This window comes from Pantoea alfalfae (genome assembly GCF_019880205.1).
Taxonomy (GTDB): domain Bacteria; phylum Pseudomonadota; class Gammaproteobacteria; order Enterobacterales; family Enterobacteriaceae; genus Pantoea; species Pantoea alfalfae.
Genome location: NZ_CP082292.1, coordinates 1,869,669 through 1,893,893 on the forward strand (window position 1 = coordinate 1,869,669; position 24,225 = coordinate 1,893,893).

Consider the following 24,225-nt stretch of genomic DNA (forward strand, 5'->3'; position numbering starts at 1 on the left):
GGAGTTTCCCGATGACTATTCATGAATTTCAGCCAGCAATGGCGGCCCGCGCGGGAAGCGAACAGCTACTTACGGTCAAAGATTTACGCGTGACCTTTGGCACGCACGATGGGGATGTGACCGCCGTTAATGACCTCAACTTCTCGCTGCGCGCCGGTGAGACGCTGGGCATTGTTGGCGAGTCCGGTTCCGGCAAATCACAGACGGCCTTTGCCCTGATGGGGTTGCTGGCAAAAAATGGCCGCATTGGCGGCTCGGCGATGTTCAACGGCAAAGAGATCCTGAACCTGCCTGAGAACCAGCTTAATAAACTGCGCGCCGAACAGATTGCAATGATCTTCCAGGACCCGATGACGTCGCTGAACCCCTATATGCGGGTGGGCGAGCAGCTGATGGAAGTGCTCAAGCTACACAAAGGGATGAACAGCGCACAGGCGTTTGAAGAGTCAGTGAGAATGCTGGACGCGGTGAAAATGCCGGAAGCACGTAAACGCATGAAGATGTACCCGCATGAGTTCTCCGGCGGGATGCGTCAGCGCGTGATGATTGCCATGGCGCTGCTGTGCCGGCCAAAACTGCTGATTGCCGATGAACCGACCACGGCGCTGGATGTGACGGTGCAGGCGCAGATCATGACGTTGCTCAACGATCTGAAGCGTGAATTCAACACCGCTATAATCATGATCACCCACGATCTCGGCGTGGTGGCCGGGATCTGCGATAAGGTGCTGGTGATGTATGCCGGACGCACCATGGAGTATGGCCGCGCTCGCGATGTCTTTTATCAGCCTGCGCACCCTTACTCAATTGGTCTGCTGAATGCAGTGCCGCGCCTGGATGCGGAGGGCGAGAGCCTGACCACCATTCCGGGCAATCCACCCAACCTGCTGCGGCTGCCGCAGGGCTGTCCGTTCCAGCCGCGTTGTCCGCACGCAATGGATATCTGCACCCAGGCTCCGCCGCTGGAGCCGTTTGGCGAAGGCCGTCTGCGTGCCTGCTTTAAGCCGGTGGAGGAGTTAGTATGAGCACCGTAGCTGAAAAAAGAGTGTTACTGGAAATCGCCGACCTCAAAGTCCATTTTGATATCAAAGATGGCAAGCAATGGTTCTGGCAGCCGTCAAAAACCCTGAAGGCAGTGGATGGCGTCAGCCTGCGCCTTTATGAGGGAGAAACGCTGGGCGTGGTAGGCGAGTCTGGCTGCGGCAAATCGACACTGGCACGCGCCATTATCGGTCTGGTTAAAGCCACGGAAGGTCGGGTGGCCTGGTTAGGCCGCGATCTGCTCGGTCAGAGTGAAGAGGAGTGGCGCAAGGCGCGCAGCGATATCCAGATGATTTTCCAGGATCCGCTGGCGTCGCTGAACCCGCGTATGACCATCGGCGATATCATCGCCGAGCCACTGCGCACCTACCATCCAAAAATGGCGCGGCAGGAAGTGAAAGACCGCGTCAAAAATATGATGATGAAAGTGGGGCTGCTGCCCAACCTGATTAACCGCTACCCGCATGAGTTTTCGGGCGGTCAGTGTCAGCGTATCGGTATCGCCCGTGCGCTGATTCTGGAGCCGAAGCTGATCATCTGCGATGAACCGGTCTCGGCGCTGGATGTTTCGATTCAGGCGCAGGTGGTGAATCTGCTGCAACAGTTACAGCGTGAGATGGGGCTGTCGCTAATCTTCATTGCCCACGACCTGGCTGTGGTGAAGCATATCTCTGATCGGGTGCTGGTGATGTATCTGGGGCATGCGGTGGAGCTGGGTACCTACAGCGAGGTCTACAGCAATCCGCAGCATCCTTACACCCGTGCGCTGATGTCTGCCGTGCCGATCCCCGATCCTGATCTGGAAAAGAATAAGCAGATTCAGCTGCTGGAAGGGGAGTTGCCGTCGCCGATTAATCCGCCGTCAGGCTGCGTGTTCCGCACCCGCTGTCCGATCGCCGGGCCGGAGTGTGCGAAAACCCGGCCGCTGCTGGAAGGCAGTTTCCACCATGCGGTCTCTTGCCTCAAGGTCGATCCGCTCTAAAGCAAAACGCCGGGCACGTGCCCGGCGTTTTCTTATCTGATGCTTACTCGCGCCACAGGATATGACAGAGCTTGTGATCTTTCTCGCGGCACAGCAGCACGCGGGCAAAGACATCAGTGATTGGCTCACCATCCGCTTCACCCAGCCCGATGACTACCTCGGCGAAAAAGTCCGGGTTCAGATCAAAATCGACATGGTCTTTCCAGTCTTCAGAGGGATCAAACAGCTCTGCGCCACCGCGCTCTTCGAACTGCAGATTGAAGAGAATGACGTCTGCCGGGTCGAGATTGTCGACGGCCAGTTCGAGAAAAATATCGTAGGCCTGTTCCAGCGTTTCATCTTCGGTAAGGCGATTATTCAAATCCATAGTCTGTCCTGTCGGCCTGCGGCCATTTACACAATCTGGCTCGTTTTACAGTAAAGGACTGAAGAAGTAAAACAGTCGTTCGACGATGCGCTGCCACCAGGCACGTTTTGCCCAGCGCTTACCGTCCAGCAGGCGGGAGCGGGCAATGTAGTCATCCTGCACACAGGCGAGATCGCTGCCAAATCCTGCATCATCCACCACCAGCGTCACTTCAAAATTCAGCCATAAACTGCGCATATCAAGGTTAACGGTTCCCACCAGACTCAGCTGTCCGTCGACCAGCACGCTTTTAGTGTGCAGCAGACCATCTTCAAACTGATAGATTTTCACGCCCGCTTCCAGCAGTTCGCTGAAGAAGGAGCGGCTGGCCCAGCCGACCAGCAGGGAGTCGTTGTGGCGCGGCACAATCACGCTGACACTCACGCCACGCTGCGCAGCGGTACAGATAGCATGCAGCAGATCGTCGCTGGGCACTAAGTAGGGTGTGGTCATAATCAGCTGTTCACGCGCTGAATAAACCGCGGTCAGCAGCGCCTGATGGATCATATCTTCCGGGAAGCCAGGTCCGGAGGCGATCACCTGCACGGTGTGGCCGCTCTCCTGCTCAAACGGCATGATGTTGCGATCGGGCGGTGGGGGAAGAATGCGTTTACCGGTCTCAATCTCCCAGTCACAGCTGAACACAATGCCCATCGCGGTCGCAACCGGGCCTTCCATACGCGCCATCAGGTCAATCCACTGGCCTACACCCGCGCTCTGTTTAAAGAAGCGTGGATCCACCAGGTTCATGCTGCCGGTATAGGCAATGTAATTATCAATCAGAACGATTTTGCGATGCTGACGCAAATCCATTCGCCGCAGGAAGACGCGCAGCAGGCTGACCTGCAAGGCCTCCACGACGTCGATACCGGCATTGCGCATCATGCCGACCCATGGGCTGCGGAAAAAGTTGACGCTGCCTGCGGAGTCGAGCAGCAGTCGGCAATGAACGCCACGGCGTGATGCGGCCATTAGCGATTCGGCGACTTCATCCGCCAGGCCGCCGGGATGCCAGATGTAAAACACCATCTCAATGTTATGACGGGCCAGCTGGATATCACGAATCAGCGCCTGCATGACGTCGTCGGCGCTGGTGAGCAACTGAAGCTGATTGCCCTTAACCCCGGCAATGCCCTGACGATGGTAGCAAAGCTCAAACAGTGAACGGGCAACGTCACTGTGCTCGGTGGCAAAAATTTCACGGCACTGTTTCAGGTCGTTGAGCCAGCGTGCGGTCGACGGCCACATAGTGCGGGCGCGCTCCGCGCGACGTTTGCCCAGATGCAGTTCGCCAAACGAGAGATAAGCGATAATACCCACCAGCGGCAGAATATAGATAACCAGCAGCCATGCCATCGCCGAGGTTACGGCCCGGCGCTTCATTAATACACGCAGCGTAACCCCGGCGATCAGCAGCCAGTAACCAAATACCAGCAACCAGCTGATCAGGGTATAAAAAGTGGTCATAAAGTGGACATCCCGTTCGCGCTTTCGTCTGGCAAGTTTACGTGCAGATCATCGCTAACGAAACCCTTTATCCCGGACAGTCTCGATGAGAGATCTGATTTGGCATTACGACGGAGATCTCTATAATGCCTTCGCACAGGTCTTGCATGTATGAAGTCAGAGAGGATGTGATGAAACGAAGCAGAAATGAAGTGGCGCGCTGGAGAATGTTACGTCAGGTGCATCGCCGCCGCTCCCGCTGGCTGGAAGGGCAGTCGCGGCGTTACAAGCGTATCCATTGCATTCGCCATCAACTGGCACAGCAGCAACGTCGCTCGATCCTGTTTATTACGCAGTTAGTTTAGGTTATATCGGCAGCAGCCCTGCTCAGGCTTCAAAAAATCCCGACTCTGCCATGACTCGTCGCGCTATAGCATGCTCCTGACGCGACGCACCCCGGTCACTGACTTCGCGCATGAGGCACTCCATCGTGCTGCCCAGCGCCGCTGGTCTGCGATACCCCGTCCGATCGTACCATTCGTAAGACCATTTTCCCGATTTACGCTGGTAATAGAGGGTCAGCCATGCAGAGCAGTTTGCAGGATAACCACTCATGACTTCGATTTTCGGATCAATAATCGCCACAATTCGGGATAACAGTGGCTCGATCAGAGTAAGTGACTGGCCGGGATAGGTTTTATTCATAATTTGCCCGCGATTACGCTGTGCTTCCATTCAGAGGTTTAACTCACAAAAGCTAAATGTAGACAGCTCTGCCAGATAATTCCTCCCGACGGCTAAAAAAATGACACAGAGATCATTTTTAAAAGCTAAACAGGCTATCTCAAGGTGTAATTTAAGAGGTGTACAGCCGCTGACGTTAAACCTGTACAACTTTACATTTTTGCAAGTCACTGTTCCTAAATGATTTATTCATTTAATCAGCAGGCACGGCGAAATTTTGAGTTAAATATCTGTACAGTTAAGGGGTTGTTGTATAACTTTACCGTATCGGTTACTAACTTTTAATGAATCCTATGAGGGCCAACCATGCAGACTAACGTTCGTATTCCCGCTTCAGTATCTGACCTCTCCGCTTATTTACACAGTGCTGCACAGCCTTCACAGCAGGCCATTCTGGGGTCTGTCGTGACGGAAATCATCGCTTCTGGCCGTAGCCTGAACCGTAAAGCGATTTGCTCAAAGTTGATCAGCCGTTTACAGCATGTCACCAGCCCGGAAGAAGAGCAGCACTATCATGCGCTGATTGGTCTGATTCTGGACAGGGGTTAATTCAACGCCACTATGCCAGTGAGTGACGGGAAAACAAAGCGGGCTAACTTAACGAGCAGGCCCGCTTAGCCATAAATAAGCTCTTAACGGTCAGGCGGAGAGCGTCGCGTTCAGCCGTATGGGCAGAGGAGTAATGCAGTACGAAAGCTTTTTCTGACAGGGGTATTTACGCTGATATCGCAATAAGCTGCATGAATCATTAACCCGAAAGACGTTGTGACGTCATCATCAGCGTTACATTCACCAACTGCAGTGCTGCCGCCAGCACGACCAGCATCACAATCCACTGCTTTTTACTACGCCAGCCCTTTGTTCGCCAGAGGTATAGCGCACCGCCAATCAGTAAAGCGATAATTGCCAGTAGCCCCAGAATGATTATCTGCATCTTTCCTCTCTGAATATTCAAAACAAAAATGGCGTCTGTGCCAGGCACAGACGCCATTTTGACTGCAGATACGTTATCAGAAGACGCGTTTAAACGGCTTAACCGAGACCTGTTTATAGACGCCCGCCGCAAAGTAAGGATCATCCTGGGCCCATGACTGTGCGGCTTCTAAGGACGGAAACTCAGCAATAACGGTTGAGCCAGTGAAGCCCGCCACGCCGGGATCGTTGCTATCCACAGCAGGCATTGGGCCTGCGATGATCAGGCGTCCCTCCTCCTGCAGCAGTTTGAGCCTCGCCAGGTGGGCAGGGCGCACGGCGTTACGTTTTTCCAGTGACTCTGCAGTATCTTCTGCATAAATGACGTAAAGCACTAAGGAACTCCTGGTTATCAGAATTTTGCAACACGTTAAGGGATTGACGATTAGAGTGCAAACGAAACCTGTGGGCGGCTAATGGCTCAGCATAAAGGGCTAAAAAGCGCTTTTCTTCAGGCCGGATGGCGGGAGTTATTGAAACTGATTGCTATTTGCATTTAAAATCGCTGCTCTATTCAATCACTGCGACTGTTATGACCACGCTGACTATGCCATTTCCTAAACGCACGCCTGTCTCCATGTTGTTGTCTGTTGCTCTGCATGGAGTCGTGATTGCCGGAATTCTTTATGCTTCATTCCAGCAGGTGATTGAGGTGCCCAAAGCATCGCAGCCCATCAGCGTTACCATGGTCGCGCCCGAAGTCCAGCCCGAGCCAGCACCGGCTATCGCAGAGCCGCCTGCGCCACAACCTGAACCGCAGCCTGAACCGGAGCCACAGCCAGTGCCGGAACCGCCAAAAGCGGAGCCGGTACCCCTTCCGAAACCTGAACCGAAGCCTAAGCCTAAACCAAAGCCGGAACACAAACGGGAGCAGCCAAAACGCGAGGTGAAGCCGCGTCAGGAGAGCAAACCGAAGGCCGACCCGTTTAAGCAGGAAGCCCCGGCGACGCAAAACAAACCGACCACGGCGCCAAAATCTACACCGTCACCTGGCTCATCGGCCTCAACTGGCCCTAAGGCACTGAGCGTGAGTAAGCCTGGCTATCCTCAGCGTGCTTTTGCATTGCGGGTAGAAGGACGTGTAAGGGTGAAGTTTGATGTGGACAGCGACGGACGGGTGGATAACATCCAGATTCTCTCTGCTGAACCGCGCAATATGTTTGAGCGGGGCGTTAAGCAGGCGATGAAAACCTGGCGCTATGAGAAAGGAAAGCCAGGGCAGGGTCTTACCATGAATATCGTGTTTAAAATTAATGGTGGTGCCAGCATTGAATAAGGTACCGGGTCAGGCAGACGCCGCCTGACCCGTCACTTATCCAGCAGGCTGCTGATTGGCGCGACCGGCTGGCAGAGGACGGGAATTGCCCGCATTGTCGACCGCCACATAAATAAACACCGCTTCCGTCGCAATGTAAGTTTGTCCAATCGGCTCAGACGACACTTTTTTGATCCACACTTCCACATTAATCGTCATGGAACTGTTGCCGGTACGAAGACAGCTCGCATGGCAGCTCACCACATCGCCCACCGCGACGGGCTTCATAAATGACATGCCGTCGACGCGAACCGTCACCACGCGTCCTTCAGCGATCTCTTTCGCCAGGATAGCGCCACCCATATCCATCTGTGACATCAGCCAGCCACCAAAAATATCGCCGTTGGCGTTGGTGTCTGCTGGCATGGCGAGCGTACGCAGCACCATTTCGCCTTTCGGCAATTTATGTTTTTCGCCCATTGCTTCCACTTCTATGCAGGTGAATGCTAAAAAAATGCCCGGCGGACCGGGCAGATGATTATTTTTGTTCCTGCTGCGGCATCTGTCGCCAGATGTAAAGCCCGCTGAGCAGGGTAAACAGTAAGGTCAGACCGGAGAGACCGAACACTTTAAAGTTAACCCAAAACGCCTGAGATAACCAAAAGGCGACATAGATGTTTACCAGGCCGCAGATGAAGAAGAACAGCGCCCAGGCAACGTTGAGCCGACGCCAGACCGCATCGGGCAGGTGTAACTCTTTGCCCAGCATGCGCTGAATCAGCGTCTGCTCCATAAACCACTGGCTGTAGAGCAGGGCGGCGGCAAACAGGCTGTAGATCACCGTGACTTTCCACTTAATGAACTCATCGTTGTGGAACACCAGCGTCAGGGTGCCAAAAACCGCCACCAGCACAAAGGTGAAAATCGTCATCTTTTCCAGCTTGCGATAGAGCACCCAGCTGACAACCAGCGCCAGGCCGGTGGCCACGATCAGTGCGCCCGAGGCGACAAAAATGTCATACAGCTTATAGAAGATGAAAAAGACCACCAGGGGGAGAAAGTCGAGTAGCTGCTTCATAGTTTTTCCATTCAGAGTTGGCTGCGAATGTGCCCGAAGGCACACCGCCAATCAACGTAACAGCATATAGAGCCGATAAAGATAGATAATCAACATCGCTGAAACCACATTGCCAGCCGCGGTAAAAATCACCGACGAGACATTGAGGGGTAATACCGTCAGCGATGAGAAGAAAAGCATCACAATGACTTTAGCCAGCAGCCAGAGCAAAATCGCCGGGGCGATCAGCCTGACATTCTTCCACGCCATCCGCATACTGGCGCGCATGGCGGCAAAGACACCCATCTTCTCACTCGCCACCATCACCGGCGCCAGCGACAGCAGGATCGTCAGCAGAATGCCTGGCACGACCAGCACCATAAAGCCCAGCTGCGCGACCAGCGTCATCAGGAAGGTGAGCAGTAGCAGCTTTGGCAGCAGCGGAGCTGAGGCACCAATGGCCCGCAACGCACTGACACGCTGGCCGGAAGAGACCATCGGGATCAGATAGAGCATACCGCCAAGCAGCAGGGTATTCCCCATCAGCGCGGCAAAAGTGCTGGCCGCTGAGGCGCGCAGCAGTACCTGTTGCTGTTCCGGTGACATATTCTGCACCATCTCAAATAACGAACTGGCGCTGTCATCACCCTGCTGCAGGATGGCCATCTGATCGGCACCAGGCGTCAGCACATGCACCAGCATGACGGTGACAAACGCGGCCAGCAGCGACATCAACAGCACCGTAGCCAGTTGATGGCGCGCGAAATTTCCTGTGTCACGGTATAACGAGCTTGCCGTGATAGACATGTACACTCCTTGGAGGAACCGGGTTAATTAACCCGGCGATTGTACATGTTCTGGCAGCTCCGGGGCACCCGGCAGGGCATAACTTTCTGTAATATGAGGTAAAGAGGGCGCAAAAAGGGCAGGAAGGCCATAACGCGCGCGGGCGCGATCGCAGGCTTCATTATGGATACCTGCTTCACCCGACATTGAAAACTCCCGACAGGGCGTCGGACGTTGTTCATAAATGCCGCAGGAAACGCAGCCGCCAATGTCGCCCTGCAGGGCGACGCAGCGGGGCGCACGATCGTTGGTACCCCGCATGTTGCGCATTAACAGGCCTAAAGGCTCCGTTAATTCAGTGGGAACCAGACCGCCCGCATCATCGGCTTCAGCCCAGTAAAATGAGACGCGGAAATGGGCGCAGCAGGCGCCACAGCTGACACAAGGGTTAGAGAGCTCACTCATTTGATCACCCGCCCCTCCCAGGGCATCGAACCAAAATCAACAATGAAGATAAGCAACATAGGGCCAGCGAAATTATTCAGCAAGCGGAATTTGCATGCTGCTGACAGCGCCGAAATTGATCTAAATCAATTCATTGTTTTTTAAGCAATTTATCTCAGGGGTACTGAGTGCAATTTTCTGTAAATCGCGTTAAATAATTGCCAGCAAAAAAAGCGATTCCGTTCGCGACATTAACATTAAGCAAAGGAGTGATAATGAAACTGGCAAAATGCGCGATGCTGCTGGCCCTGGCCCTGCCTCAACTGGCGATGGCCCACGAAGCAGGCGACTTCTTTATGCGTGCCGGCAGCGCTACCGTCCGGCCGACTGAGGGTTCCGATAATGTGTTAGGAATGGGCGAGTTCAGCGCCACTAATGACACACAACTCGGCCTGACCTTCACGTACATGGCAACAGACAATATTGGTGTTGAGTTACTGGCCGCCACGCCTTTCCGTCACAAAGTGGGTCTTGGCCCGACGGGTACGCTGGCTACCGTTCGCCAGTTACCGCCGACGCTGATGGCGCAGTACTATTTCTTTGACAGCAAAAGCAAAGCGCGCCCTTACGTTGGCGTGGGGATCAACTACACCACCTTTTATGATGCCGATTTCAACCAGACGGGCCGCGATGCGGGCCTGACCGATCTCAGCGTGAAGGACTCCTGGGGTGTGGCGGGTCAGGTCGGTCTGGATTATCAGATTAACCGTGACTGGATGCTGAATGCATCAGTGTGGTACATGGATATTGATACGGAAGTGAAGTTTAAAGCAGGAGGCGAGCAGCAGAATATCAATATGCGCATCGATCCCTGGGTCTTCTTCTTCGGAGCGGGTTACCGTTTCTGATGAGAAAAAGGCCGCTGAATCAGCGGCCTTTTTTTCTGTTACGACGTTATTTGATCTGCATATTGTTGACGACTGACTTCACGCCCGGCACGCTGCGCGTAACCTGAACGGCACGATTCGCCATCTGTGGTGATGAAACAAAACCGCTCAGCTGAACTTTACCTTTGAAGGTTTCTACGTTGATTTCAGTCGATTTCAGCGAGTCATCTTTCAGCAGTTCACCTTTCACTTTTGTGGTCACCACGGTGTCATCAATATAGCCACCGGTTCCCTCTTTGGTTGCGGTTGGCGCACAGGCGCTCAGTGTCAGCGCAACCACGCCCGCCAGTACAGCACCTGTCAGCAGTTTAACGAATTTCATTGCTCTCTCTCCCTGTCACAAAATGGATGCGACGTTACCGTAACGGCGCATTGTCATTGTGGTGCAGATTTTGCAAAAAGGGCAAATAGCGGAATGAAAAAAAAGGAAACAAATCATGCCTTATCGCGCGATAAGGCATGATGGCAGGATTAACGGCTGGCGGCCTTGAGGCGGCTGACAAAATTCTTCAGTTCACTCAGCATGACCTCAGGCTCTGCATGGTGTTTTTCAATGATTCTGACAATCGCAGATCCGGAGATAGCACCCGCTGCACCTGCAGCGATCGCTTCTTTCACCTGTTCCGGTTCTGAAATACCAAAGCCCTGCAGCGGCGGCGCGGCGTGGTATTCACGCAGCTTGTCGATCAGGTGCTGCAACGGCAGGCTGGCACGGTTTTCAGCACCGGTCACACCCGCGCGTGACAGCAGGTAGGTGTAACCCCGTCCGTGTGACGCGATCTCGCGCAGCAGCTCATCGCTGGCGTTAGGCGGACAGATAAAGATAGGTGCTATGCCATGACGCAGCGCCGCCTGACGGAAGGGTGCAGACTCTTCAACCGGCACATCCGCAACCAGCACCGAATCCACACCGGCTTCAGCACAACGGGCATAGAACGCATCCACGCCGTTGGTGAAAACCAGGTTAGCGTACATCAGCAAGCCAATCGGCAGATCCGGGTATTTACGGCGGATAGTCGCCAGCATTTCAAAACACTGGCTGGTGTTGGTACCCGCCGCAAAGGCGCGCAGCGTGGCGTTCTGAATGGTCGGGCCATCTGCCAGCGGATCGGAGAAGGGAATACCCAGCTCCAGTGCATCCGCGCCACCTTCCACCAGCGCGTCAATCACGCGCAGTGAAAGCTCCGGAGAGGGATCGCCCAGCGTAACGAAAGGAACGAAAGCGCCTTCGTTATTCGCTGACAGCCGTGTAAACAGTTGATTGTAACGTTCCATCAGATTTCTCCCTGCGCTGTCAGAATGTCATGAACGGTGAAAATATCTTTGTCGCCGCGGCCAGAGAGGTTGACCACGATCAACTGCTCTTTTTCTGGTTCAGCGTGAATCATCTTCAGGGCATGCGCCAGAGCATGAGAAGACTCCAGCGCCGGAATAATCCCTTCCGCACGGCACAGCTGTTTAAAGGCGTCCATCGCTTCATTATCGGTAATGGAGACATACTCCGCGCGACCAATGCTGTTCAGATGCGCATGCTGCGGACCCACTGACGGGAAGTCGAGGCCGGCAGAGATTGAATAAGACTCCTCAATCTGGCCATCGTGGGTCTGCATCATCGGCGATTTCATACCGAAGTAGATGCCGACGCGACCATGTTTGAGCGGTGCGCCATGCTCGCCGGTTTCAATGCCGTGACCCGCGGGCTCCACGCCGATCAGCTTCACGCTGGTCTCATCGATGAAGTCGGCAAACATCCCGATGGCATTTGAACCGCCGCCTACGCAGGCGAGGATCGCGTCAGGCAGCCGGCCTTCTCTTTCCAGAATCTGCTTTTTAGTCTCTTCACCAATCATGCGCTGGAACTCACGCACGATAGTCGGGAAGGGATGCGGACCCGCCGCGGTGCCGAGCATATAGTGTGAAGTCTCATAGCTGCCAGACCAGTCACGCAGCGCTTCGTTACAGGCATCTTTCAGCGTGGCGGAGCCGCTGTGAACCGGGATCACTTCTGCACCCATCAGACGCATACGAAACACGTTAGGAGACTGACGTTCGACATCTTTCGCACCCATATAGATGCGGCACTTCATGCCCAGCAGCGCACAGGCCAGCGCGGAAGCGACGCCGTGCTGACCGGCACCGGTCTCGGCAATGATTTCGTTTTTGCCCATACGTTTAGCTAACAATGCCTGACCCAGCACCTGGTTGGTCTTATGCGCGCCACCGTGTAGCAGATCTTCACGCTTAAGATAGAGGCGGGTTTTGGTGCCTTTCGTCAGATTTTTACACAGTGTCAGGGCAGTAGGACGACCGGCATAGTTCTTCAGCAGGTCGGTAAACTCGGCCTGAAACTCAGGATCTTTCTGGGCGTCGACAAACGCCTCTTCCAGCTGGCGCAGGGCTGGCATCAGGATCTGCGGAACATACATTCCGCCAAATTCGCCAAAGTAGGGATTCAGTAACGTCATTTTTCTCTTCCTTTCTCGGGCCCGCCGTTGAGCAGGCCAGGCAAATCAGTAGGCACGCAGCGTCTGAAACACCGCGGCAATTTTTCGGGCATCTTTGATGCCAGGCGCGCTTTCCACACCAGAGTTGAAGTCCAGTCCGGCACAGCCCAACTGCGCGGCTTCAACACAGTTATCCGCACTCAGGCCACCGGCCAGCAGCACATTGTCCAATGTCTGCCCCTGTAACAGCGACCAGTCAAAACACTGTCCGGTTCCGCCATCACCATTATCAAATACATAGCGATCGACATGTGGCCAGTCGCGCGCAGGTAATGCGCCTTCAATGCGAAGTGCTTTCCAGATTTGAATCTCTGCAGGTAAGGAAGCACGCAATTCTGCCACAAATTCCGGCGTTTCATTGCCGTGAAGCTGCACTGCTGACAGCGAAATCGCACTGGCCTGCGTGACAACGTCACTGATGGAGTGGTTGCGGAAAACCCCGACGTAACGCAGCGGCGCGGCGGCAATCACATGTTGTGCCGCGGCGGTGTCAATCTGGCGCGGTGACCCTTCCGCGAAAATCAGACCGCCATAGATTGCACCGGCTTCATACGCAGCGCGGGCATCTTCGGCACGGGTCAGACCGCACACTTTATTGCTACCCAACGTAACCCGACGTACCGCACCGGTCAGGTCAGCTTCTTCCATCAGGGCAGACCCAATCAGGAAGCCGTTGGCAAAGTGGCTCAGCTCACGAATATCTGCGTAGCTGTTTATGCCTGATTCGCTGATTACGGTGACGCCGTGTGACAGGCGTGGCGCCAGCTGACGAGTGCGGTTGAGATCGATAGAGAGATCGCGCAGGTCGCGATTGTTAATTCCCACGACTTTTGCCTGCAGCGCGATAGCCCGCTCCAGTTCCTCTTCATTACTCACTTCCGTCAGGATGCCCATTTTCAGGCTGTGCGCTACGGCGGCCAGCTGACGATATTGCTCATCATCCAGCACCGACAGCATCAGCAGGATCGCATCCGCCTGGTAATAGCGGGCCAGATAGATCTGATAAGGGTCGATAATAAAATCTTTGCACAGCACCGGCTGGGTGATGGCGGCGCTGACAATCGGCAGAAAGGCGAAGTCACCCTGAAAATATTTCTCATCGGTCAGCACGGACACCGCAGAAGCATAGTGGCGGTAAACCCCGGCTATGGCGGCCGGATCGAAATCCTCGCGAATCACACCTTTTGAGGGCGACGCCTTTTTACATTCCAGGATAAACGCAGTTCTTGCACCCTGCAGCGCGTCATAGAAATGACGGCTGGCAGGTTCAATGCTGTTCTGAAAGGTGGAGAGAGGCTGCTGCTGCTGACGGGCTTCCACCCAAATCGCTTTGTCCTGAACAATTTTTTCTAACACGGTGCCTTTCATGATTATCCTCTTGCTGCCAGTGCGACAACACGCTCATAAGCCTGTCCGCTGCGGATGGCGTTAAGCGCCTGCTGTGCGTTTTCACGCAGATCTTCCTGACCGAATACTTTAAGCAACATCGCCACGTTGACGGCGACCGCCTCCTCATGGGCCTGCTGGCCATTACCCTGGAGTAAAGCCGTCAGAATGTCACGATTTTCTTCCGGCGTGCCGCCCGCCAGCGCCTCTTTGGGATGGAAGCCAAAACCAAAGTCTTCCGGCGAGAGCTGATAGCGGGTAATTTCCCCTTCACGCAGCTCAGCCACATGGGTCACATCGTGCAGCGCCACTTCATCCATGCCGCCACCGTGAACCACCGCGGCGCGCTGATAACCCAGTACTTTCAGGGTCTGCGCAATCGGCAGCACCAGTTCCGGGCTGTAGACGCCAATCACCGCCAGTGGCGGGCGCGCCGGGTTGATTAATGGGCCTAACACGTTGAACAGCGTGCGGGTCTTCAGCTGCTGGCGCACTGGCATCGCGTGGCGAAAGCCAGTGTGATACTGCGGCGCAAACAGGAAGCAGACGTTAAGGTCGTCCAGCGCCTGACGCGCCCGGTCAGCGGGCATATCAAGGTTGATTCCAAAGGCGGCCAGCAGGTCAGACGAGCCCGATTTACTGGAGACGCTGCGGTTGCCGTGCTTCGCCACTTTCAGACCGCAGGTTGCGGCAACAAAGGCGCTGGCCGTGGAGATATTAATGCTGTTACTGCCATCGCCGCCGGTGCCGACGATGTCGGCAAACGCGTATTCCGGGCGGGGAAACGGTTTAGCATCTTCCAGCAGCGCCGTCGCGGCTCCGGCGATCTCTTCCGGTGTTTCACCGCGTACTTTCATGGCGATCAGCGCGGCAGCGAGCTGCGTTGGCTCCAGCTGTCCGGTAATAATGGCGCTGAATAGCTGATGACTCTCCGCCTGATTCAGCGTCTGCGCCTGGTAAAGTTTTTCCAGTGTCTGTTGCATTATTATTCTCCCTGTTACTTTGCCAGCGCCCAGGCCAGCGTCTGCTCAAGCAGGCGCGCGCCCTGAGAAGTCAAAATCGATTCAGGATGGAACTGAAACCCGCAGACGCGATCGGTTTCATGACGAACCGCCATCACCATCCCGTTAAAGCTGGCGTTGACTGTCAGCTCATCCGGCGTGTTGCTGCCCACCAGCGAGTGATAGCGCGCCACCGGCAGTGGATTACTCAGGCCGGCAAACATCGCCTCGTCGTCATGGACGATAGACGAGGCTTTGCCGTGCAGGATTTCGCCCGCCTGGCCTACATGGCCGCCATAGGCTTCCACAATCGCCTGATGGCCCAGGCAGATGCCGATAATCGGCAGACGTCCACGCAGCACCCGCAGCAGTTCCGGCATACAACCGGCATCTTTTGGTGCGCCGGGACCCGGTGACAGCATCAGCACCGGATCTTCCATCCGCTCCAGCTGTGCAATTAGCAGTTCAGCGGGCAGGTTGTTGCGGTAGATCACCACGTTGTGACCAAAGGTCCGCAGCTGATCAACCAGGTTATAGGTAAAAGAGTCGATGTTATCGAGCAGCAGAATATCGGCCATCAGAAGATCTCCTTGCAGTGATGGGCAGTCGCGATAGCGCGCAGAACGGCACGGGCTTTATTGCGGCTTTCATCCGCTTCAGCCTGCGGATTCGAATCCAGCACCACACCAGCGCCCGCCTGAACAGTGGCGACGCCATCTTCGACATAGGCCGAACGAATAACGATGCAGGTGTCGAGATCCCCCTGCGCGGTGAAGTAGCCCACCGCGCCACCATAGCTGCCGCGACGGGTGCGTTCAGCACCGGCAATCAGTTGCATCGCGCGAACTTTTGGCGCACCGCTCAGCGTGCCCATGTTCATACAGGCGCGATAGGCGTGCAGCACGTCGAGGTCGGCGCGCAGCGTGCCGACGACGCGGGAAACCAGATGCATCACGAACGAGTAGCGATCAACTTTGGTCAGGTCAGCCACGTAGCGGCTGCCTGGCACGCAGATGCGCGCCAGATCGTTACGCGCCAGATCCACCAGCATCAGATGTTCAGCCAGCTCTTTATGGTCGGTGCGCATCTCCAGCTCAATGCGGCTGTCAAGATCGCGGTCCAGTGAGCCATCGGCATGGCGACCACGTGGACGGGTACCGGCAATGGGGTAGATCTCGATCTGACGAGAGGTCGCGTCATACTTCAGCGAGCTTTCCGGCGATGCGCCAAACAGGGAGAAATCCTGATCCTGCATAAAGAACATATACGGGCTTGGATTGCTGTTTTTCAGCGTGTCATAGGCGGCCAGCGGTGACGGGCACGGCAGTGAGAAGCGGCGTGATGGCACGACCTGGAAAATTTCACCGATGCGAATCGCCTGCTGCATGGTGCGAACCACATCACAATACTCTTCATCGCTCTGGCTGGTGGTCAGCGTCATCTGTTCGACCTTTTGTACCGGCAGCGCAGGTGCTGGCTGCAGCATCTGGCCGTGCAGTTGCTCAATACGGCGTTGCAGACGCTGGAACTCGCTGGTGGACGGGCAGAACAGGCTGGCCTGCAGACGCGCACTGCGGGTCTGGTGATCGATCACCAGTAACGTCTCTGCCAGGTAGAAACAGTAGTCGGGGCAGCGTTGCTGATTATCCAGTTCCGGCAGGGTTTCAAAACCAGCCACCAGGTCATAGGCAAACAGGCCACCCAGCAGCACGGCTTCGCGCTCGTCGGCAGAGGCGTTAACCAGCTGTGGAATCAGACGCAGTGCATCAAACACCGAGAGTGCTTTGAGACGGGAATCTTCGTCCTGATGCGGATCGGTGCTCTGCGGAAAAGTCAGCTCACGTCCATCGGGACGGACCTGATTGCTGACGGAAGCGGGCAGGGCCTCATCCAGCAGCGGCAGCACGGCACGGCCATTTTCTGACAGCGCCTGAACGATAACCGTATTACCCATGGCGCTGATACGCAGCGCGCTGTCGACAATCAGCAGACTTTTTAAATTACGCTTGCTGTCGATATCCGCAGATTCGAGCAGCAGGGTTGCCGGACGTGCGCCGCACAGCTGGTGAAACACTGCGGCCGGATCTTCGCGATAAGGCGCGGTGCCGGTAATCAACTTCACTGTAGGTTTCGCATTTGGCATGATGATTTCTCTGAATTTCGCTCAAAAAAAAGCCCGCTCGGTGGCGGGCTTAGGTATTAGCACAGCGTTTACGCAAAGTGTGCACGATCCTGTCGCCCGTTTTCGGGAACATTGCGCCAACCGTTTAAATGCGTGATTACAACAGCCATGATTGAATACCCGTTACGTGTGAACTTGTGTACTAGTTAACGGGTTCATGGCGTAAATGTCAATACACTTTTTCACTGACCGTGAAAATCGTTATCATGCTGGCCGGTTTAGTTTTAGCAGGAGTTCTCTTGAGCGATATCGCCCGTTTCCCGGTTTATGATTTACACAGCCACACGCGCGCCTCCGATGGCTTACTGACGCCAGCCGCGCTGGTGCAGCGAGCCGTTGAGATGCGCGTGGGCGTACTGGCGATCACCGATCACGACAGCGTTGCAGGGGTAGAGGAAGCGCAGCAAACGGCACGCGACCACGATTTACCAATAAAAGTGCTGCCCGGGGCAGAGATCTCCACGCTGTGGGAGAACCATGAGATTCACATCGTCGGCCTGAACATTGATATTCACCATCCGGCGATGGTGACCTTTCTGGCCGGACAACATGACTGCCGCCGGACGCGGGCGCAAGAGATTGGTGAGCGACTCGCGAAGGCACGTATCCCGGATGCGCTGGCGGGTGCGATGCGTCTGGCTGATGGCGGCGTCATTACCCGTGGTCACTTTGCCCGCTTCCTGATTGAGCAGGGCAAAGCGGACAATATGGTACAGGTATTCAAAAATTATCTGGCGCGTGGCAAAACCGGCTACGTGCCGCCACAATGGTGTACAATTAAACAAGCCATTGATGCGATTCATCATTCTGGTGGGTGTGCCGTGCTGGCGCATCCTGGCCGATATGGCTTATCGGCGAAGTGGCTCAAACGGCTGGTCGCCCATTTCCGCGAGGCGGGCGGCGATGCGATGGAAGTCGCGCAGTGCCAGCAGCCACCCAATGAGCGTACAACGCTGGCACAATATGCCAGAGATAATGCACTGGCCGCATCACAAGGTTCTGATTTTCATCAACCCTGCCCGTGGATTGAACTGGGTCGTAAACTCTGGCTGCCCGCAGCGGTTGAGCCGGTCTGGGAACGCTTCCCGGATCTCGCGCCCGGCCTGACAATCACGGAAAGGTGACACGAGGTTTCTATGAGTCAATTGTTTCACATTCATCCGGACAATCCCCAGCCACGGCTGATTAACCAGGCGGTCGACTACCTGAACAAAGGCAGCGTCATTGTCTATCCCACCGATTCCGGCTATGCGCTGGGCTGTCGGCTGGAAGAGAAGGGCGCGATGGAGCGGATTTGCCGTATCCGTCAGCTCGACGGGCACCACAACTTCACCCTGATGTGCCGGGATCTCTCTGAGCTGTCGGTTTATTCGCAGGTGGGTAACTCGGCTTTTCGTCTGCTGAAAAACAATACGCCCGGCAACTACACCTTTATTCTCAAGGCGACCAAAGAAGTGCCGCGTCGCCTGATGAATGAAAAGCGTAAGACCATTGGTCTGCGCGTGCCCTCCAATCCGGTAGCGCTGGCGCTGCTGGAAGCGCTGAATCAGCCGATGATGTCGACCTCATTGATTCTGCCAGGCAACGATTTTACCGAGTCAGACCCGGAAGAGATCCAGCACAGCATTGGTAAGCTGGTCGATCTGATCATCGACGGTGGTACGCTGGGTCAGCAGCCGACCACGGTGGTCGATCTGACCACCGATTCGCCGGAAATCGTGCGTGAAGGCGTGGGCGATACCCGCCCGTTCCTGTAATTACGTCGGGCTTCAGACACCGCGCGTCGGTGTCTGAGCCAGATTCGACTCTAACCAGTTCTTAAACTGACCGTAAGGAATATAAAGTGATACATCTTTGAGGATCACTTTGTTATTACGCCCATTCCTGATCGAGTCAGAATAGCCAACAATAACGCCGCCCAGCGTATCATCCCGGTTATACACGCCACCGCCAGACATTCCCTGAACGACGCCCGCATTCGAGGCCATCGCTAAGCAGGGACTTTTATTCCATTTATTCCGAATAGCCGTGCGGGCTAAATTAACCCCGGACGATTCAACCGGCATCGCTGAAATAAAGCTGTAGCCATACATTTTAACTGGATCACCGATGTCACTGCTGCGGAACTTAGTCAGCGTGCTGGCATCATTCTTGTGATAAATAATCGCAAGGTCGCAATAAGGGTGATAAGACTTAACGCGCTGCACGGCGGTTTTAGCCACGTGCGCAGCCGTAAGGCTATATTCAGGCGTCAGAGGAATGCTGGTGCCCAGTGTGCCCAGACCGAGGATCGTCGGAATGCCTGTCACGCTCATATCTACGTGCTGCATCGCCGTACGACTGTACTCGGTGTGGCCCACGGAACACCCGCTCAGCACCAGTGCAGCAAGCACCGGGCTCAGAAACAGGTTTCTCATGATGTTTTTCTTTATTCAGGCATGTCGGGAAATCCCTGGTGAAGATTTTTGACATGCAAGCAAGGTTCATCACTGAACCGTATTAACGCAACAACTCCGGATGCGCCGGTTTATTGGATTAATGTAAAAACACTTTTTTTATTAACGAATCAATTAAGCAAGACTCAAATGTCGCAAGAACGCTTTATCGCGTGCTTTGCTTTTTTATTATGCTGCCGTGATAAAGTGTATCAGCTTAATAATGTCGTACAATTTATTAAAGCTAATAACAATCAAATTGCATGAGAAATAAGGTTTTAAATCAATCTTCATTAGGAATAATCTGACTTTTTGATTTTGGCAGTGCATACGGAATGATTAAATTCAATTAACCAGCATTTTATGCTGTCTTTGATATTTTTTTTAGATGTTATAAAGCCTGGTAAGAGTGATGGAAGTGTAAGATAGCGTTAAGGTTTTATTCTCAGAATATCGCGTTGATGAAAAACGGGTGGTTAGAAAATTTAATAGTGATCAGCTATAAAGTTTTTGATACACGCGTTTTATTAAACATATTCTCTTACCATACGCCGCGTTTTTTATTAAATCAGCAGCAAGGATTATCAGAGCTCAAACTATGAGAGGTTAACCTTTCTTTATTTACGATGGCACTATCCATAAAGGGCGTTACTTCAGCGTTAAATGCCTGTATAATGGGGCAAACTTGCTAAGTTAACTTGTTGATTTAGAAAGGATTATCACCCAATCATGACGCCTGGGAAGGCGACAAAGAGGAAGCTCAATGAGCGAAAAGTTACAGAAAGTCTTAGCGCGTGCCGGACATGGCTCGCGTCGTGAAATCGAATCAATGATTGCTGCCGGCCGTGTCAGCGTTGACGGCAAAATCGCCACCCTGGGCGACCGCGTCGAAAGCAGCAAATCTCTGAAAATCCGTATTGATGGCCATCTGGTATCGATTGCTGAATCAGCAACCGAAGTTTGCCGCGTGCTGGCTTACTACAAACCGGAAGGTGAACTCTGTACCCGCAGCGATCCTGAAGGCCGCCCGACGGTGTTTGACCGTCTGCCTCGTCTGCGCGGTTCACGCTGGATTGCCGTTGGCCGTCTGGATGTGAACACCTGTGGTCTGATGCTCTTCACTACCGACGGTGAACTGGCGAACCGCCTGATGCATCCGAGCCGTGAAGTGGAACGTGAGTATGCGGTGCGCGTGTTTGGTCAGGTAGACGACGATAAAATTCGTCAGCTGAGCAAGGGCGTTCAGCTGGAAGATGGCCCGGCTGCGTTTAAAACCCTGAAGTTTGGCGGCGGAGAAGGCATTAACCAGTGGTACAACGTCACTCTGACGGAAGGACGTAACCGTGAGGTGCGTCGTTTATGGGAGGCGGTCGGCGTACAGGTCAGTCGTCTGATGCGCGTTCGCTATGGCGATATCACCTTACCAAAAGGCCTGCCGCGCGGCGGCTGGACCGAACTGGATCTGCCTGCGGTGAACTACCTGCGTAACCTGGTGGAGCTGGATGATGAAACGGTCACCAAGCTGGTGGTCGAAAAAGATCGTCGTCGCACCAAGGCGAACCAGATTCGTCGTGCAGTAAAACGTCACAGTAAAGTGAGCAGCACGCCACGTGCGCCACGCCGCAATCCGGGCAGCAAACGTAACGCCGGTTAATATCGTTGCTCGATCGCTAAAAACGCAGCCCCAGGGCTGCGTTTTCTTTTTATGTTACCAGTCAATTCCCTGCTGAGCCTGTATACCGGCATCAAAGGCGTGCTTCACCGGCCGCATTTCCGTCACCGTATCCGCCATTTTAGTCAGGCGACGATGACAGCCACGTCCGGTAATGATGACGCTCTGATGCGCCGGGCGCTGTTGCAGGGCAGTGATCAGATCGTCCAGCGGCAGATAATCCATGCTGACCATATAGGTTATTTCGTCGAGCACGACCAAATCGAGCTGCGTATCGGCCAGCATCCGTTTTGCATGCTGCCACACGGCCAGACAGGCGGCAGTATCCGTTTCGCGGTTCTGTGTGTCCCATGTGAAACCGGTTGCCATCACCTGAAACTCAACACCATGCTGTTCCAGCAGGTTACGCTCACCATTCGGCCAGTCCCCTTTAATGAACTGAACAGCCGCTGCGCGTTTACCGTGTCCGGTGGCGCGCAGGGCGGTACCAAAAGCCGCAGTGGTTTTGCCTTTGCCATTGCCGGTAAACACCATCAGGATGCCACGCACCTCGGTGGCTGCTGCAATCCGCGCATCGACCTGCTCCTTCAGGCGCTGCTGACGCTGCTGATGACGATCGTCAGCCATTACTCTGCGGCTCCGGGTTTTCTGCCCGGCTGCGCATCAAAGCTGATACCGGTTTTGCGCCGGCTGTCATCACCCATCAGATAAAGATAGAGCGGCATCAGATCGGCAGGCGTTTTCAGCTTGTTAGCATCTTCCTGTGGGAAGGCGCTGGCGCGCATTTTGGTCCGCGTTCCACCCGGATTAATGCAGTTCACCCGCAATGCCTGCGTTTTATACTCATCGGCCAGTACCTGCATCATCCCTTCGGTGGCAAATTTAGAGACGGCGTAAGCGCCCCAGCCCGCGCGACCGGTACGGCCAACGCTTGAGGTGGTAAAGACCAGTGAACCGGCATCTGACTTTAACAGCAACGGCAACAGCGCCTGGGTCAGGAAGAAGGTGGCGTCCAGGTTGATGTTCATCACCTGCTGCCAGATCTGAGGGTCGAGTTCCGCCAGCGGAACGATTTCACCAAGGATACCGGCATTGTGCAGCACGCCATCAAGGCGAGAAAACTGCTGTGACAGCTGTTCGGCTACCTGATGGCAACGTTCCGGCGTCGCTTCAGCCAGGTCGAACACGACGGTATGAGCAGCACATTTATTAAGTTGATCGATTGCCTCTTTAACCCGCTGAAGTTTCTCAGGGCTACGGCCCATCAGGATCACTTCAGCACCATAACGGGCATACGTCAGCGCCGCTTCCCGACCAATGCCATCTGAAGCACCCGTGACCAGGATAATACGGTGATTGAGCAGGTCGCTTTTCGGTTGATAATGCACAGCGGGGTCCTCCGGCGAAAACAACATGATTCCGCTTTATGCCCGAATTTACGAATGGGCGCAATCGCCAGACTACCCATTCTGTGCCGGCTGCTGGCATTTCAGGCGACGGAGTAGGGTAAAACGGCTAAACTGGCGAATTGTTTTTTTATTCTTTGTGAAGGCGACCTGATGGATTTTATTTCAACGTATGGACTGTTTTTAGCGAAAGCGGTGACACTGGTGGTTGCCGTCGCTGCGATTGTCATGATTATCATGAATGCCGCGTTACGCAAACGGGCACAAAATGGTCAGCTTCGTCTGACCCATCTGGGTGATGACTATCAGCAGATGAAAGAGGATTTGCAGCTGGCAAAAATGAAGCCGCAGGCGCAGAAGGTCTGGCTGAAAAATCATAAAAAAAGTGAAAAGCTGAAAGCCAAAGCGGAAAAACAGGCGGCAAAGCAGGGACAGACAGACAGCGTTAAGCCCACGCTCTACGTTCTTGATTTTAAAGGCAGCATGGACGCCGGTGAGGTGAGCTCACTGCGTGAAGAAATTTCAGCTGTGTTGGCGGTGAAGCAGCCTGGCGACGAAGTGCTGCTGCGCCTGGAAAGCCCAGGCGGCGTGGTGCATGGCTATGGCCTGGCAGCATCGCAGCTGCAGCGTCTGCGCGATGCGGGTCTGCACATCACGGCAGCCGTAGATAAAGTGGCAGCCAGCGGGGGCTACATGATGGCCTGCGTGGCCGATCGCATTGTGGCGGCACCGTTCTCGATCATTGGCTCCATCGGCGTGGTTGCGCAAATCCCTAACTTCAACCGCCTGCTGAAGCGTAACGATATTGATGTTGAGCTGCATACTGCCGGACAGTACAAGCGCACGCTGACGCTGTTCGGTGAGAATACCGAAGAAGGGCGCGAGAAATTTCAGGAAGATCTTGATGAAACGCACCTGCTGTTCAAGCAGTTTGTTCACCAGATGCGCCCGTCACTCGATATTGACCGGGTGGCAACCGGAGAGCACTGGTATGGTCGTCAGGCGCTGGATCTCGGCCTGATTGACGAAATCGGCACCAGCGATGACCTGATCATCCGTCAGATGGATCAATTCAGCGTACTTGGCGTGCATTATGTACGCCGGCGTAAAATGATGGACCGTTTTACCCAGAGCGCCGGCTCGGTGGCGGAACGGTTGCTGCTGAAACTCTGGCAGCGCGGCGAAAAGCCACTGCTTTGATGCGAAACCCGGCCTGTGCCGGGTTTTTTATTCCAGGTGATAGCGCGGCGACAGCTCCACAGCAAGGTATTTGAAGACGTTAAACACCGCTGTGGTTTTCGTGGTCGGCAGTCCATCCGCATCAAGAAAGAACGGTCCGCGAAAGACCAGCACATCCGCCTGCTGAATCACCTCATCCGCCTGCATGCCTGCTAAATAATCATCATGTTCTTTAATCAACGCATTGGCCTTTTCCAGCAACGCCTGACGGGAAATAGCCTGAGTCGATCTCTGCATTTATTCGCTCCTTTTTGACAGCATCCAAATTCTTTCTATATTACTGGCCTGTCTCGCACTGTGACAAATCGGTCTGAACGATG

At 54.5% G+C, this 24,225-nt stretch carries 28 protein-coding genes, 1 pseudogene and 1 other annotated feature; of the genes and pseudogenes, 10 read left to right on the forward strand and 19 right to left on the reverse strand.

Annotated features, from left to right (window positions below; translation table 11 throughout):
* The first annotated feature begins 11 nt into the window (after positions 1–11).
* Together K6R05_RS08690 and oppF are read left to right on the forward strand one after the other, a co-directional pair.
* Positions 12–1,025 (forward strand): ABC transporter ATP-binding protein, encoded by a 1,014-nt coding sequence (locus K6R05_RS08690; protein WP_161733975.1) that lies wholly within the window; start codon positions 12–14, stop codon positions 1,023–1,025.
* Positions 1,022–2,023 (forward strand): murein tripeptide/oligopeptide ABC transporter ATP binding protein OppF, encoded by a 1,002-nt coding sequence (gene oppF, locus K6R05_RS08695; protein WP_161733973.1) that lies wholly within the window; start codon positions 1,022–1,024, stop codon positions 2,021–2,023. The genes K6R05_RS08690 and oppF overlap by 4 nt, the downstream gene beginning before the upstream one ends.
* Positions 2,024–2,066: 43 nt before the next feature.
* Here the strand turns inward: oppF and K6R05_RS08700 are convergent, their stop codons facing one another.
* Both K6R05_RS08700 and cls read right to left on the reverse strand, forming a co-directional pair.
* The gene (locus K6R05_RS08700; RefSeq protein ID WP_003853921.1) at positions 2,067–2,390 is read right to left on the reverse strand and encodes an HI1450 family dsDNA-mimic protein; all 324 of its coding nucleotides are present in this window, start codon (positions 2,388–2,390) and stop codon (positions 2,067–2,069) included.
* A 45-nt stretch (positions 2,391–2,435) separates the two neighbouring features.
* Positions 2,436–3,896 (reverse strand): cardiolipin synthase, encoded by a 1,461-nt coding sequence (cls, locus tag K6R05_RS08705; RefSeq protein WP_013358038.1) that lies wholly within the window; start codon positions 3,894–3,896, stop codon positions 2,436–2,438.
* Positions 3,897–4,066: 170 nt separating this feature from the next.
* Between cls and K6R05_RS08710 the strand changes: the two genes are divergently transcribed.
* Complete coding sequence (locus K6R05_RS08710) at positions 4,067–4,240, forward strand: YciY family protein (protein WP_095707117.1); 174 nt, start codon at positions 4,067–4,069, stop codon at positions 4,238–4,240.
* Between the two features lie 22 nt (positions 4,241–4,262).
* Here the strand turns inward: K6R05_RS08710 and K6R05_RS08715 are convergent, their stop codons facing one another.
* Positions 4,263–4,580 carry a hypothetical protein gene (locus K6R05_RS08715; protein WP_161733971.1) on the reverse strand — a complete coding sequence of 106 codons (318 nt, stop codon included), beginning with the start codon at positions 4,578–4,580 and terminating at the stop codon, positions 4,263–4,265.
* A gap of 345 nt (positions 4,581–4,925) precedes the next feature.
* Here K6R05_RS08715 and ycgZ point away from each other — a divergent pair, with 345 nt between their 5' ends.
* A complete protein-coding gene (gene ycgZ, locus K6R05_RS08720) occupies positions 4,926–5,168 on the forward strand; it encodes a regulatory protein YcgZ (RefSeq protein ID WP_161733969.1) in 243 nt (80 codons plus the stop codon).
* Between the two features lie 199 nt (positions 5,169–5,367).
* Here the strand turns inward: ycgZ and K6R05_RS08725 are convergent, their stop codons facing one another.
* Both K6R05_RS08725 and K6R05_RS08730 read right to left on the reverse strand, forming a co-directional pair.
* A complete protein-coding gene (locus K6R05_RS08725) occupies positions 5,368–5,553 on the reverse strand; it encodes a hypothetical protein (RefSeq protein ID WP_161733967.1) in 186 nt (61 codons plus the stop codon).
* 76 nt (positions 5,554–5,629) lie between these two features.
* Complete coding sequence (locus tag K6R05_RS08730) at positions 5,630–5,926, reverse strand: YciI family protein (RefSeq protein WP_003853909.1); 297 nt, start codon at positions 5,924–5,926, stop codon at positions 5,630–5,632.
* Between the two features lie 197 nt (positions 5,927–6,123).
* Between K6R05_RS08730 and tonB the strand changes: the two genes are divergently transcribed.
* Positions 6,124–6,867, forward strand: coding sequence for a TonB system transport protein TonB (gene tonB / locus K6R05_RS08735; protein WP_222925408.1), 744 nt, complete (start codon positions 6,124–6,126; stop codon positions 6,865–6,867).
* A 36-nt stretch (positions 6,868–6,903) separates the two neighbouring features.
* Here the strand turns inward: tonB and yciA are convergent, their stop codons facing one another.
* Genes yciA through K6R05_RS08755 form a run of 4 tightly spaced genes read right to left on the reverse strand, consistent with a single transcriptional unit; the run spans position 6,904 to position 9,154 of the window.
* Positions 6,904–7,326, reverse strand: coding sequence for an acyl-CoA thioester hydrolase YciA (gene yciA / locus K6R05_RS08740; protein WP_161733963.1), 423 nt, complete (start codon positions 7,324–7,326; stop codon positions 6,904–6,906).
* Positions 7,327–7,384: 58 nt separating this feature from the next.
* Complete coding sequence (locus K6R05_RS08745; protein ID WP_161733961.1) at positions 7,385–7,924, reverse strand: septation protein A; 540 nt, start codon at positions 7,922–7,924, stop codon at positions 7,385–7,387.
* Positions 7,925–7,975: 51 nt separating this feature from the next.
* Positions 7,976–8,710 (reverse strand): YciC family protein, encoded by a 735-nt coding sequence (locus K6R05_RS08750; protein ID WP_222925409.1) that lies wholly within the window; start codon positions 8,708–8,710, stop codon positions 7,976–7,978.
* A 27-nt stretch (positions 8,711–8,737) separates the two neighbouring features.
* Entirely contained in the window at positions 8,738–9,154 is a 417-nt protein-coding gene (locus K6R05_RS08755; RefSeq protein ID WP_161736509.1) for a YkgJ family cysteine cluster protein, read from the reverse strand.
* Positions 9,155–9,408: 254 nt separating this feature from the next.
* Here K6R05_RS08755 and ompW point away from each other — a divergent pair, with 254 nt between their 5' ends.
* Positions 9,409–10,041, forward strand: a complete 633-nt coding sequence (gene ompW, locus K6R05_RS08760) for an outer membrane protein OmpW (protein ID WP_237566755.1) — start codon at positions 9,409–9,411, stop codon at positions 10,039–10,041.
* Positions 10,042–10,087: 46 nt separating this feature from the next.
* Here ompW and K6R05_RS08765 read toward each other — a convergent pair whose 3' ends face one another.
* The 6 genes and pseudogenes from K6R05_RS08765 to K6R05_RS08795 all read right to left on the reverse strand — a co-directional run bounded on the left by K6R05_RS08765 (position 10,088) and on the right by K6R05_RS08795 (position 17,114).
* Complete coding sequence (locus tag K6R05_RS08765) at positions 10,088–10,402, reverse strand: BON domain-containing protein (protein ID WP_009089937.1); 315 nt, start codon at positions 10,400–10,402, stop codon at positions 10,088–10,090.
* Between the two features lie 149 nt (positions 10,403–10,551).
* On the reverse strand, positions 10,552–11,355 hold the full coding sequence (trpA, locus tag K6R05_RS08770) for a tryptophan synthase subunit alpha (RefSeq protein ID WP_161736508.1): 804 nt from the start codon (positions 11,353–11,355) through the stop codon (positions 10,552–10,554).
* Positions 11,355–12,545, reverse strand: coding sequence for a tryptophan synthase subunit beta (gene trpB, locus K6R05_RS08775; protein ID WP_161736507.1), 1,191 nt, complete (start codon positions 12,543–12,545; stop codon positions 11,355–11,357). Before trpB ends, trpA begins: the two co-directional genes overlap by 1 nt.
* A 45-nt stretch (positions 12,546–12,590) precedes the next feature.
* Positions 12,591–13,952, reverse strand: coding sequence for a bifunctional indole-3-glycerol-phosphate synthase TrpC/phosphoribosylanthranilate isomerase TrpF (gene trpCF / locus K6R05_RS08780; RefSeq protein WP_222925410.1), 1,362 nt, complete (start codon positions 13,950–13,952; stop codon positions 12,591–12,593).
* Positions 13,953–13,954: 2 nt separating this feature from the next.
* Positions 13,955–15,549: pseudogene (gene trpD / locus K6R05_RS22110) on the reverse strand (bifunctional anthranilate synthase glutamate amidotransferase component TrpG/anthranilate phosphoribosyltransferase TrpD).
* Positions 15,549–17,114: an anthranilate synthase component 1 gene (locus K6R05_RS08795; RefSeq protein ID WP_222925411.1), complete on the reverse strand. Its 1,566-nt coding sequence runs from the start codon at positions 17,112–17,114 to the stop codon at positions 15,549–15,551. Before K6R05_RS08795 ends, trpD begins: the two are co-directional and overlap by 1 nt.
* Positions 17,115–17,137: 23 nt before the next feature.
* Positions 17,138–17,239: a sequence feature (Trp leader region), on the reverse strand.
* Between the two features lie 153 nt (positions 17,240–17,392).
* Here K6R05_RS08795 and rnm point away from each other — a divergent pair.
* Both rnm and K6R05_RS08805 read left to right on the forward strand, forming a co-directional pair.
* The gene (gene rnm / locus K6R05_RS08800) at positions 17,393–18,277 is read left to right on the forward strand and encodes an RNase RNM (RefSeq protein ID WP_161736503.1); all 885 of its coding nucleotides are present in this window, start codon (positions 17,393–17,395) and stop codon (positions 18,275–18,277) included.
* Between the two features lie 12 nt (positions 18,278–18,289).
* Positions 18,290–18,910 carry an L-threonylcarbamoyladenylate synthase gene (locus K6R05_RS08805; protein ID WP_013358020.1) on the forward strand — a complete coding sequence of 207 codons (621 nt, stop codon included), beginning with the start codon at positions 18,290–18,292 and terminating at the stop codon, positions 18,908–18,910.
* A 12-nt stretch (positions 18,911–18,922) separates the two neighbouring features.
* Here K6R05_RS08805 and K6R05_RS08810 read toward each other — a convergent pair whose 3' ends face one another.
* On the reverse strand, positions 18,923–19,570 hold the full coding sequence (locus K6R05_RS08810; RefSeq protein WP_161736502.1) for a serine protease: 648 nt from the start codon (positions 19,568–19,570) through the stop codon (positions 18,923–18,925).
* A gap of 781 nt (positions 19,571–20,351) precedes the next feature.
* Between K6R05_RS08810 and rluB the strand changes: the two genes are divergently transcribed.
* A complete protein-coding gene (rluB, locus tag K6R05_RS08815; RefSeq protein WP_061062581.1) occupies positions 20,352–21,242 on the forward strand; it encodes a 23S rRNA pseudouridine(2605) synthase RluB in 891 nt (296 codons plus the stop codon).
* 54 nt (positions 21,243–21,296) lie between these two features.
* Here the strand turns inward: rluB and cobO are convergent, their stop codons facing one another.
* Together cobO and K6R05_RS08825 are read right to left on the reverse strand one after the other, a co-directional pair.
* Entirely contained in the window at positions 21,297–21,887 is a 591-nt protein-coding gene (gene cobO / locus K6R05_RS08820) for a cob(I)yrinic acid a,c-diamide adenosyltransferase (protein ID WP_222925412.1), read from the reverse strand.
* The gene (locus tag K6R05_RS08825) at positions 21,887–22,648 is read right to left on the reverse strand and encodes a YciK family oxidoreductase (RefSeq protein WP_222925413.1); all 762 of its coding nucleotides are present in this window, start codon (positions 22,646–22,648) and stop codon (positions 21,887–21,889) included. The genes cobO and K6R05_RS08825 overlap by 1 nt, the downstream gene beginning before the upstream one ends.
* A gap of 171 nt (positions 22,649–22,819) precedes the next feature.
* On the opposite strand from K6R05_RS08825, the gene sohB reads away from it, so the two are divergent.
* Positions 22,820–23,866 carry a protease SohB gene (sohB, locus tag K6R05_RS08830; protein ID WP_222925414.1) on the forward strand — a complete coding sequence of 349 codons (1,047 nt, stop codon included), beginning with the start codon at positions 22,820–22,822 and terminating at the stop codon, positions 23,864–23,866.
* Positions 23,867–23,893: 27 nt separating this feature from the next.
* Here sohB and K6R05_RS08835 read toward each other — a convergent pair whose 3' ends face one another.
* Positions 23,894–24,142: a YciN family protein gene (locus K6R05_RS08835; protein WP_150015109.1), complete on the reverse strand. Its 249-nt coding sequence runs from the start codon at positions 24,140–24,142 to the stop codon at positions 23,894–23,896.
* Positions 24,143–24,225: the final 83 nt, after the last annotated feature.

Coding starts and splice junctions, on each gene's coding strand:
- sohB (WP_222925414.1), top strand. CDS start 22,820: ATGGATTTTATTTCAACGTATGGACTGTTTTTAGCGAAAGCGGTGACA.
- K6R05_RS08765 (WP_009089937.1), bottom strand. CDS start 10,402: ATGAAATTCGTTAAACTGCTGACAGGTGCTGTACTGGCGGGCGTGGTT.
- K6R05_RS08805 (WP_013358020.1), top strand. CDS start 18,290: ATGAGTCAATTGTTTCACATTCATCCGGACAATCCCCAGCCACGGCTG.
- K6R05_RS08725 (WP_161733967.1), bottom strand. CDS start 5,553: ATGCAGATAATCATTCTGGGGCTACTGGCAATTATCGCTTTACTGATT.
- K6R05_RS08795 (WP_222925411.1), bottom strand. CDS start 17,114: ATGCCAAATGCGAAACCTACAGTGAAGTTGATTACCGGCACCGCGCCT.
- K6R05_RS08745 (WP_161733961.1), bottom strand. CDS start 7,924: ATGAAGCAGCTACTCGACTTTCTCCCCCTGGTGGTCTTTTTCATCTTC.
- K6R05_RS08700 (WP_003853921.1), bottom strand. CDS start 2,390: ATGGATTTGAATAATCGCCTTACCGAAGATGAAACGCTGGAACAGGCC.
- K6R05_RS08710 (WP_095707117.1), top strand. CDS start 4,067: ATGAAACGAAGCAGAAATGAAGTGGCGCGCTGGAGAATGTTACGTCAG.
- K6R05_RS08690 (WP_161733975.1), top strand. CDS start 12: ATGACTATTCATGAATTTCAGCCAGCAATGGCGGCCCGCGCGGGAAGC.
- K6R05_RS08810 (WP_161736502.1), bottom strand. CDS start 19,570: ATGAGAAACCTGTTTCTGAGCCCGGTGCTTGCTGCACTGGTGCTGAGC.
- K6R05_RS08835 (WP_150015109.1), bottom strand. CDS start 24,142: ATGCAGAGATCGACTCAGGCTATTTCCCGTCAGGCGTTGCTGGAAAAG.
- K6R05_RS08715 (WP_161733971.1), bottom strand. CDS start 4,580: ATGAATAAAACCTATCCCGGCCAGTCACTTACTCTGATCGAGCCACTG.
- cls (WP_013358038.1), bottom strand. CDS start 3,896: ATGACCACTTTTTATACCCTGATCAGCTGGTTGCTGGTATTTGGTTAC.
- trpA (WP_161736508.1), bottom strand. CDS start 11,355: ATGGAACGTTACAATCAACTGTTTACACGGCTGTCAGCGAATAACGAA.
- K6R05_RS08750 (WP_222925409.1), bottom strand. CDS start 8,710: ATGTCTATCACGGCAAGCTCGTTATACCGTGACACAGGAAATTTCGCG.
- ycgZ (WP_161733969.1), top strand. CDS start 4,926: ATGCAGACTAACGTTCGTATTCCCGCTTCAGTATCTGACCTCTCCGCT.
- cobO (WP_222925412.1), bottom strand. CDS start 21,887: ATGGCTGACGATCGTCATCAGCAGCGTCAGCAGCGCCTGAAGGAGCAG.
- yciA (WP_161733963.1), bottom strand. CDS start 7,326: ATGGGCGAAAAACATAAATTGCCGAAAGGCGAAATGGTGCTGCGTACG.
- rluB (WP_061062581.1), top strand. CDS start 20,352: ATGAGCGAAAAGTTACAGAAAGTCTTAGCGCGTGCCGGACATGGCTCG.
- oppF (WP_161733973.1), top strand. CDS start 1,022: ATGAGCACCGTAGCTGAAAAAAGAGTGTTACTGGAAATCGCCGACCTC.
- ompW (WP_237566755.1), top strand. CDS start 9,409: ATGAAACTGGCAAAATGCGCGATGCTGCTGGCCCTGGCCCTGCCTCAA.
- K6R05_RS08755 (WP_161736509.1), bottom strand. CDS start 9,154: ATGAGTGAGCTCTCTAACCCTTGTGTCAGCTGTGGCGCCTGCTGCGCC.
- tonB (WP_222925408.1), top strand. CDS start 6,124: ATGACCACGCTGACTATGCCATTTCCTAAACGCACGCCTGTCTCCATG.
- trpB (WP_161736507.1), bottom strand. CDS start 12,545: ATGACGTTACTGAATCCCTACTTTGGCGAATTTGGCGGAATGTATGTT.
- trpCF (WP_222925410.1), bottom strand. CDS start 13,952: ATGAAAGGCACCGTGTTAGAAAAAATTGTTCAGGACAAAGCGATTTGG.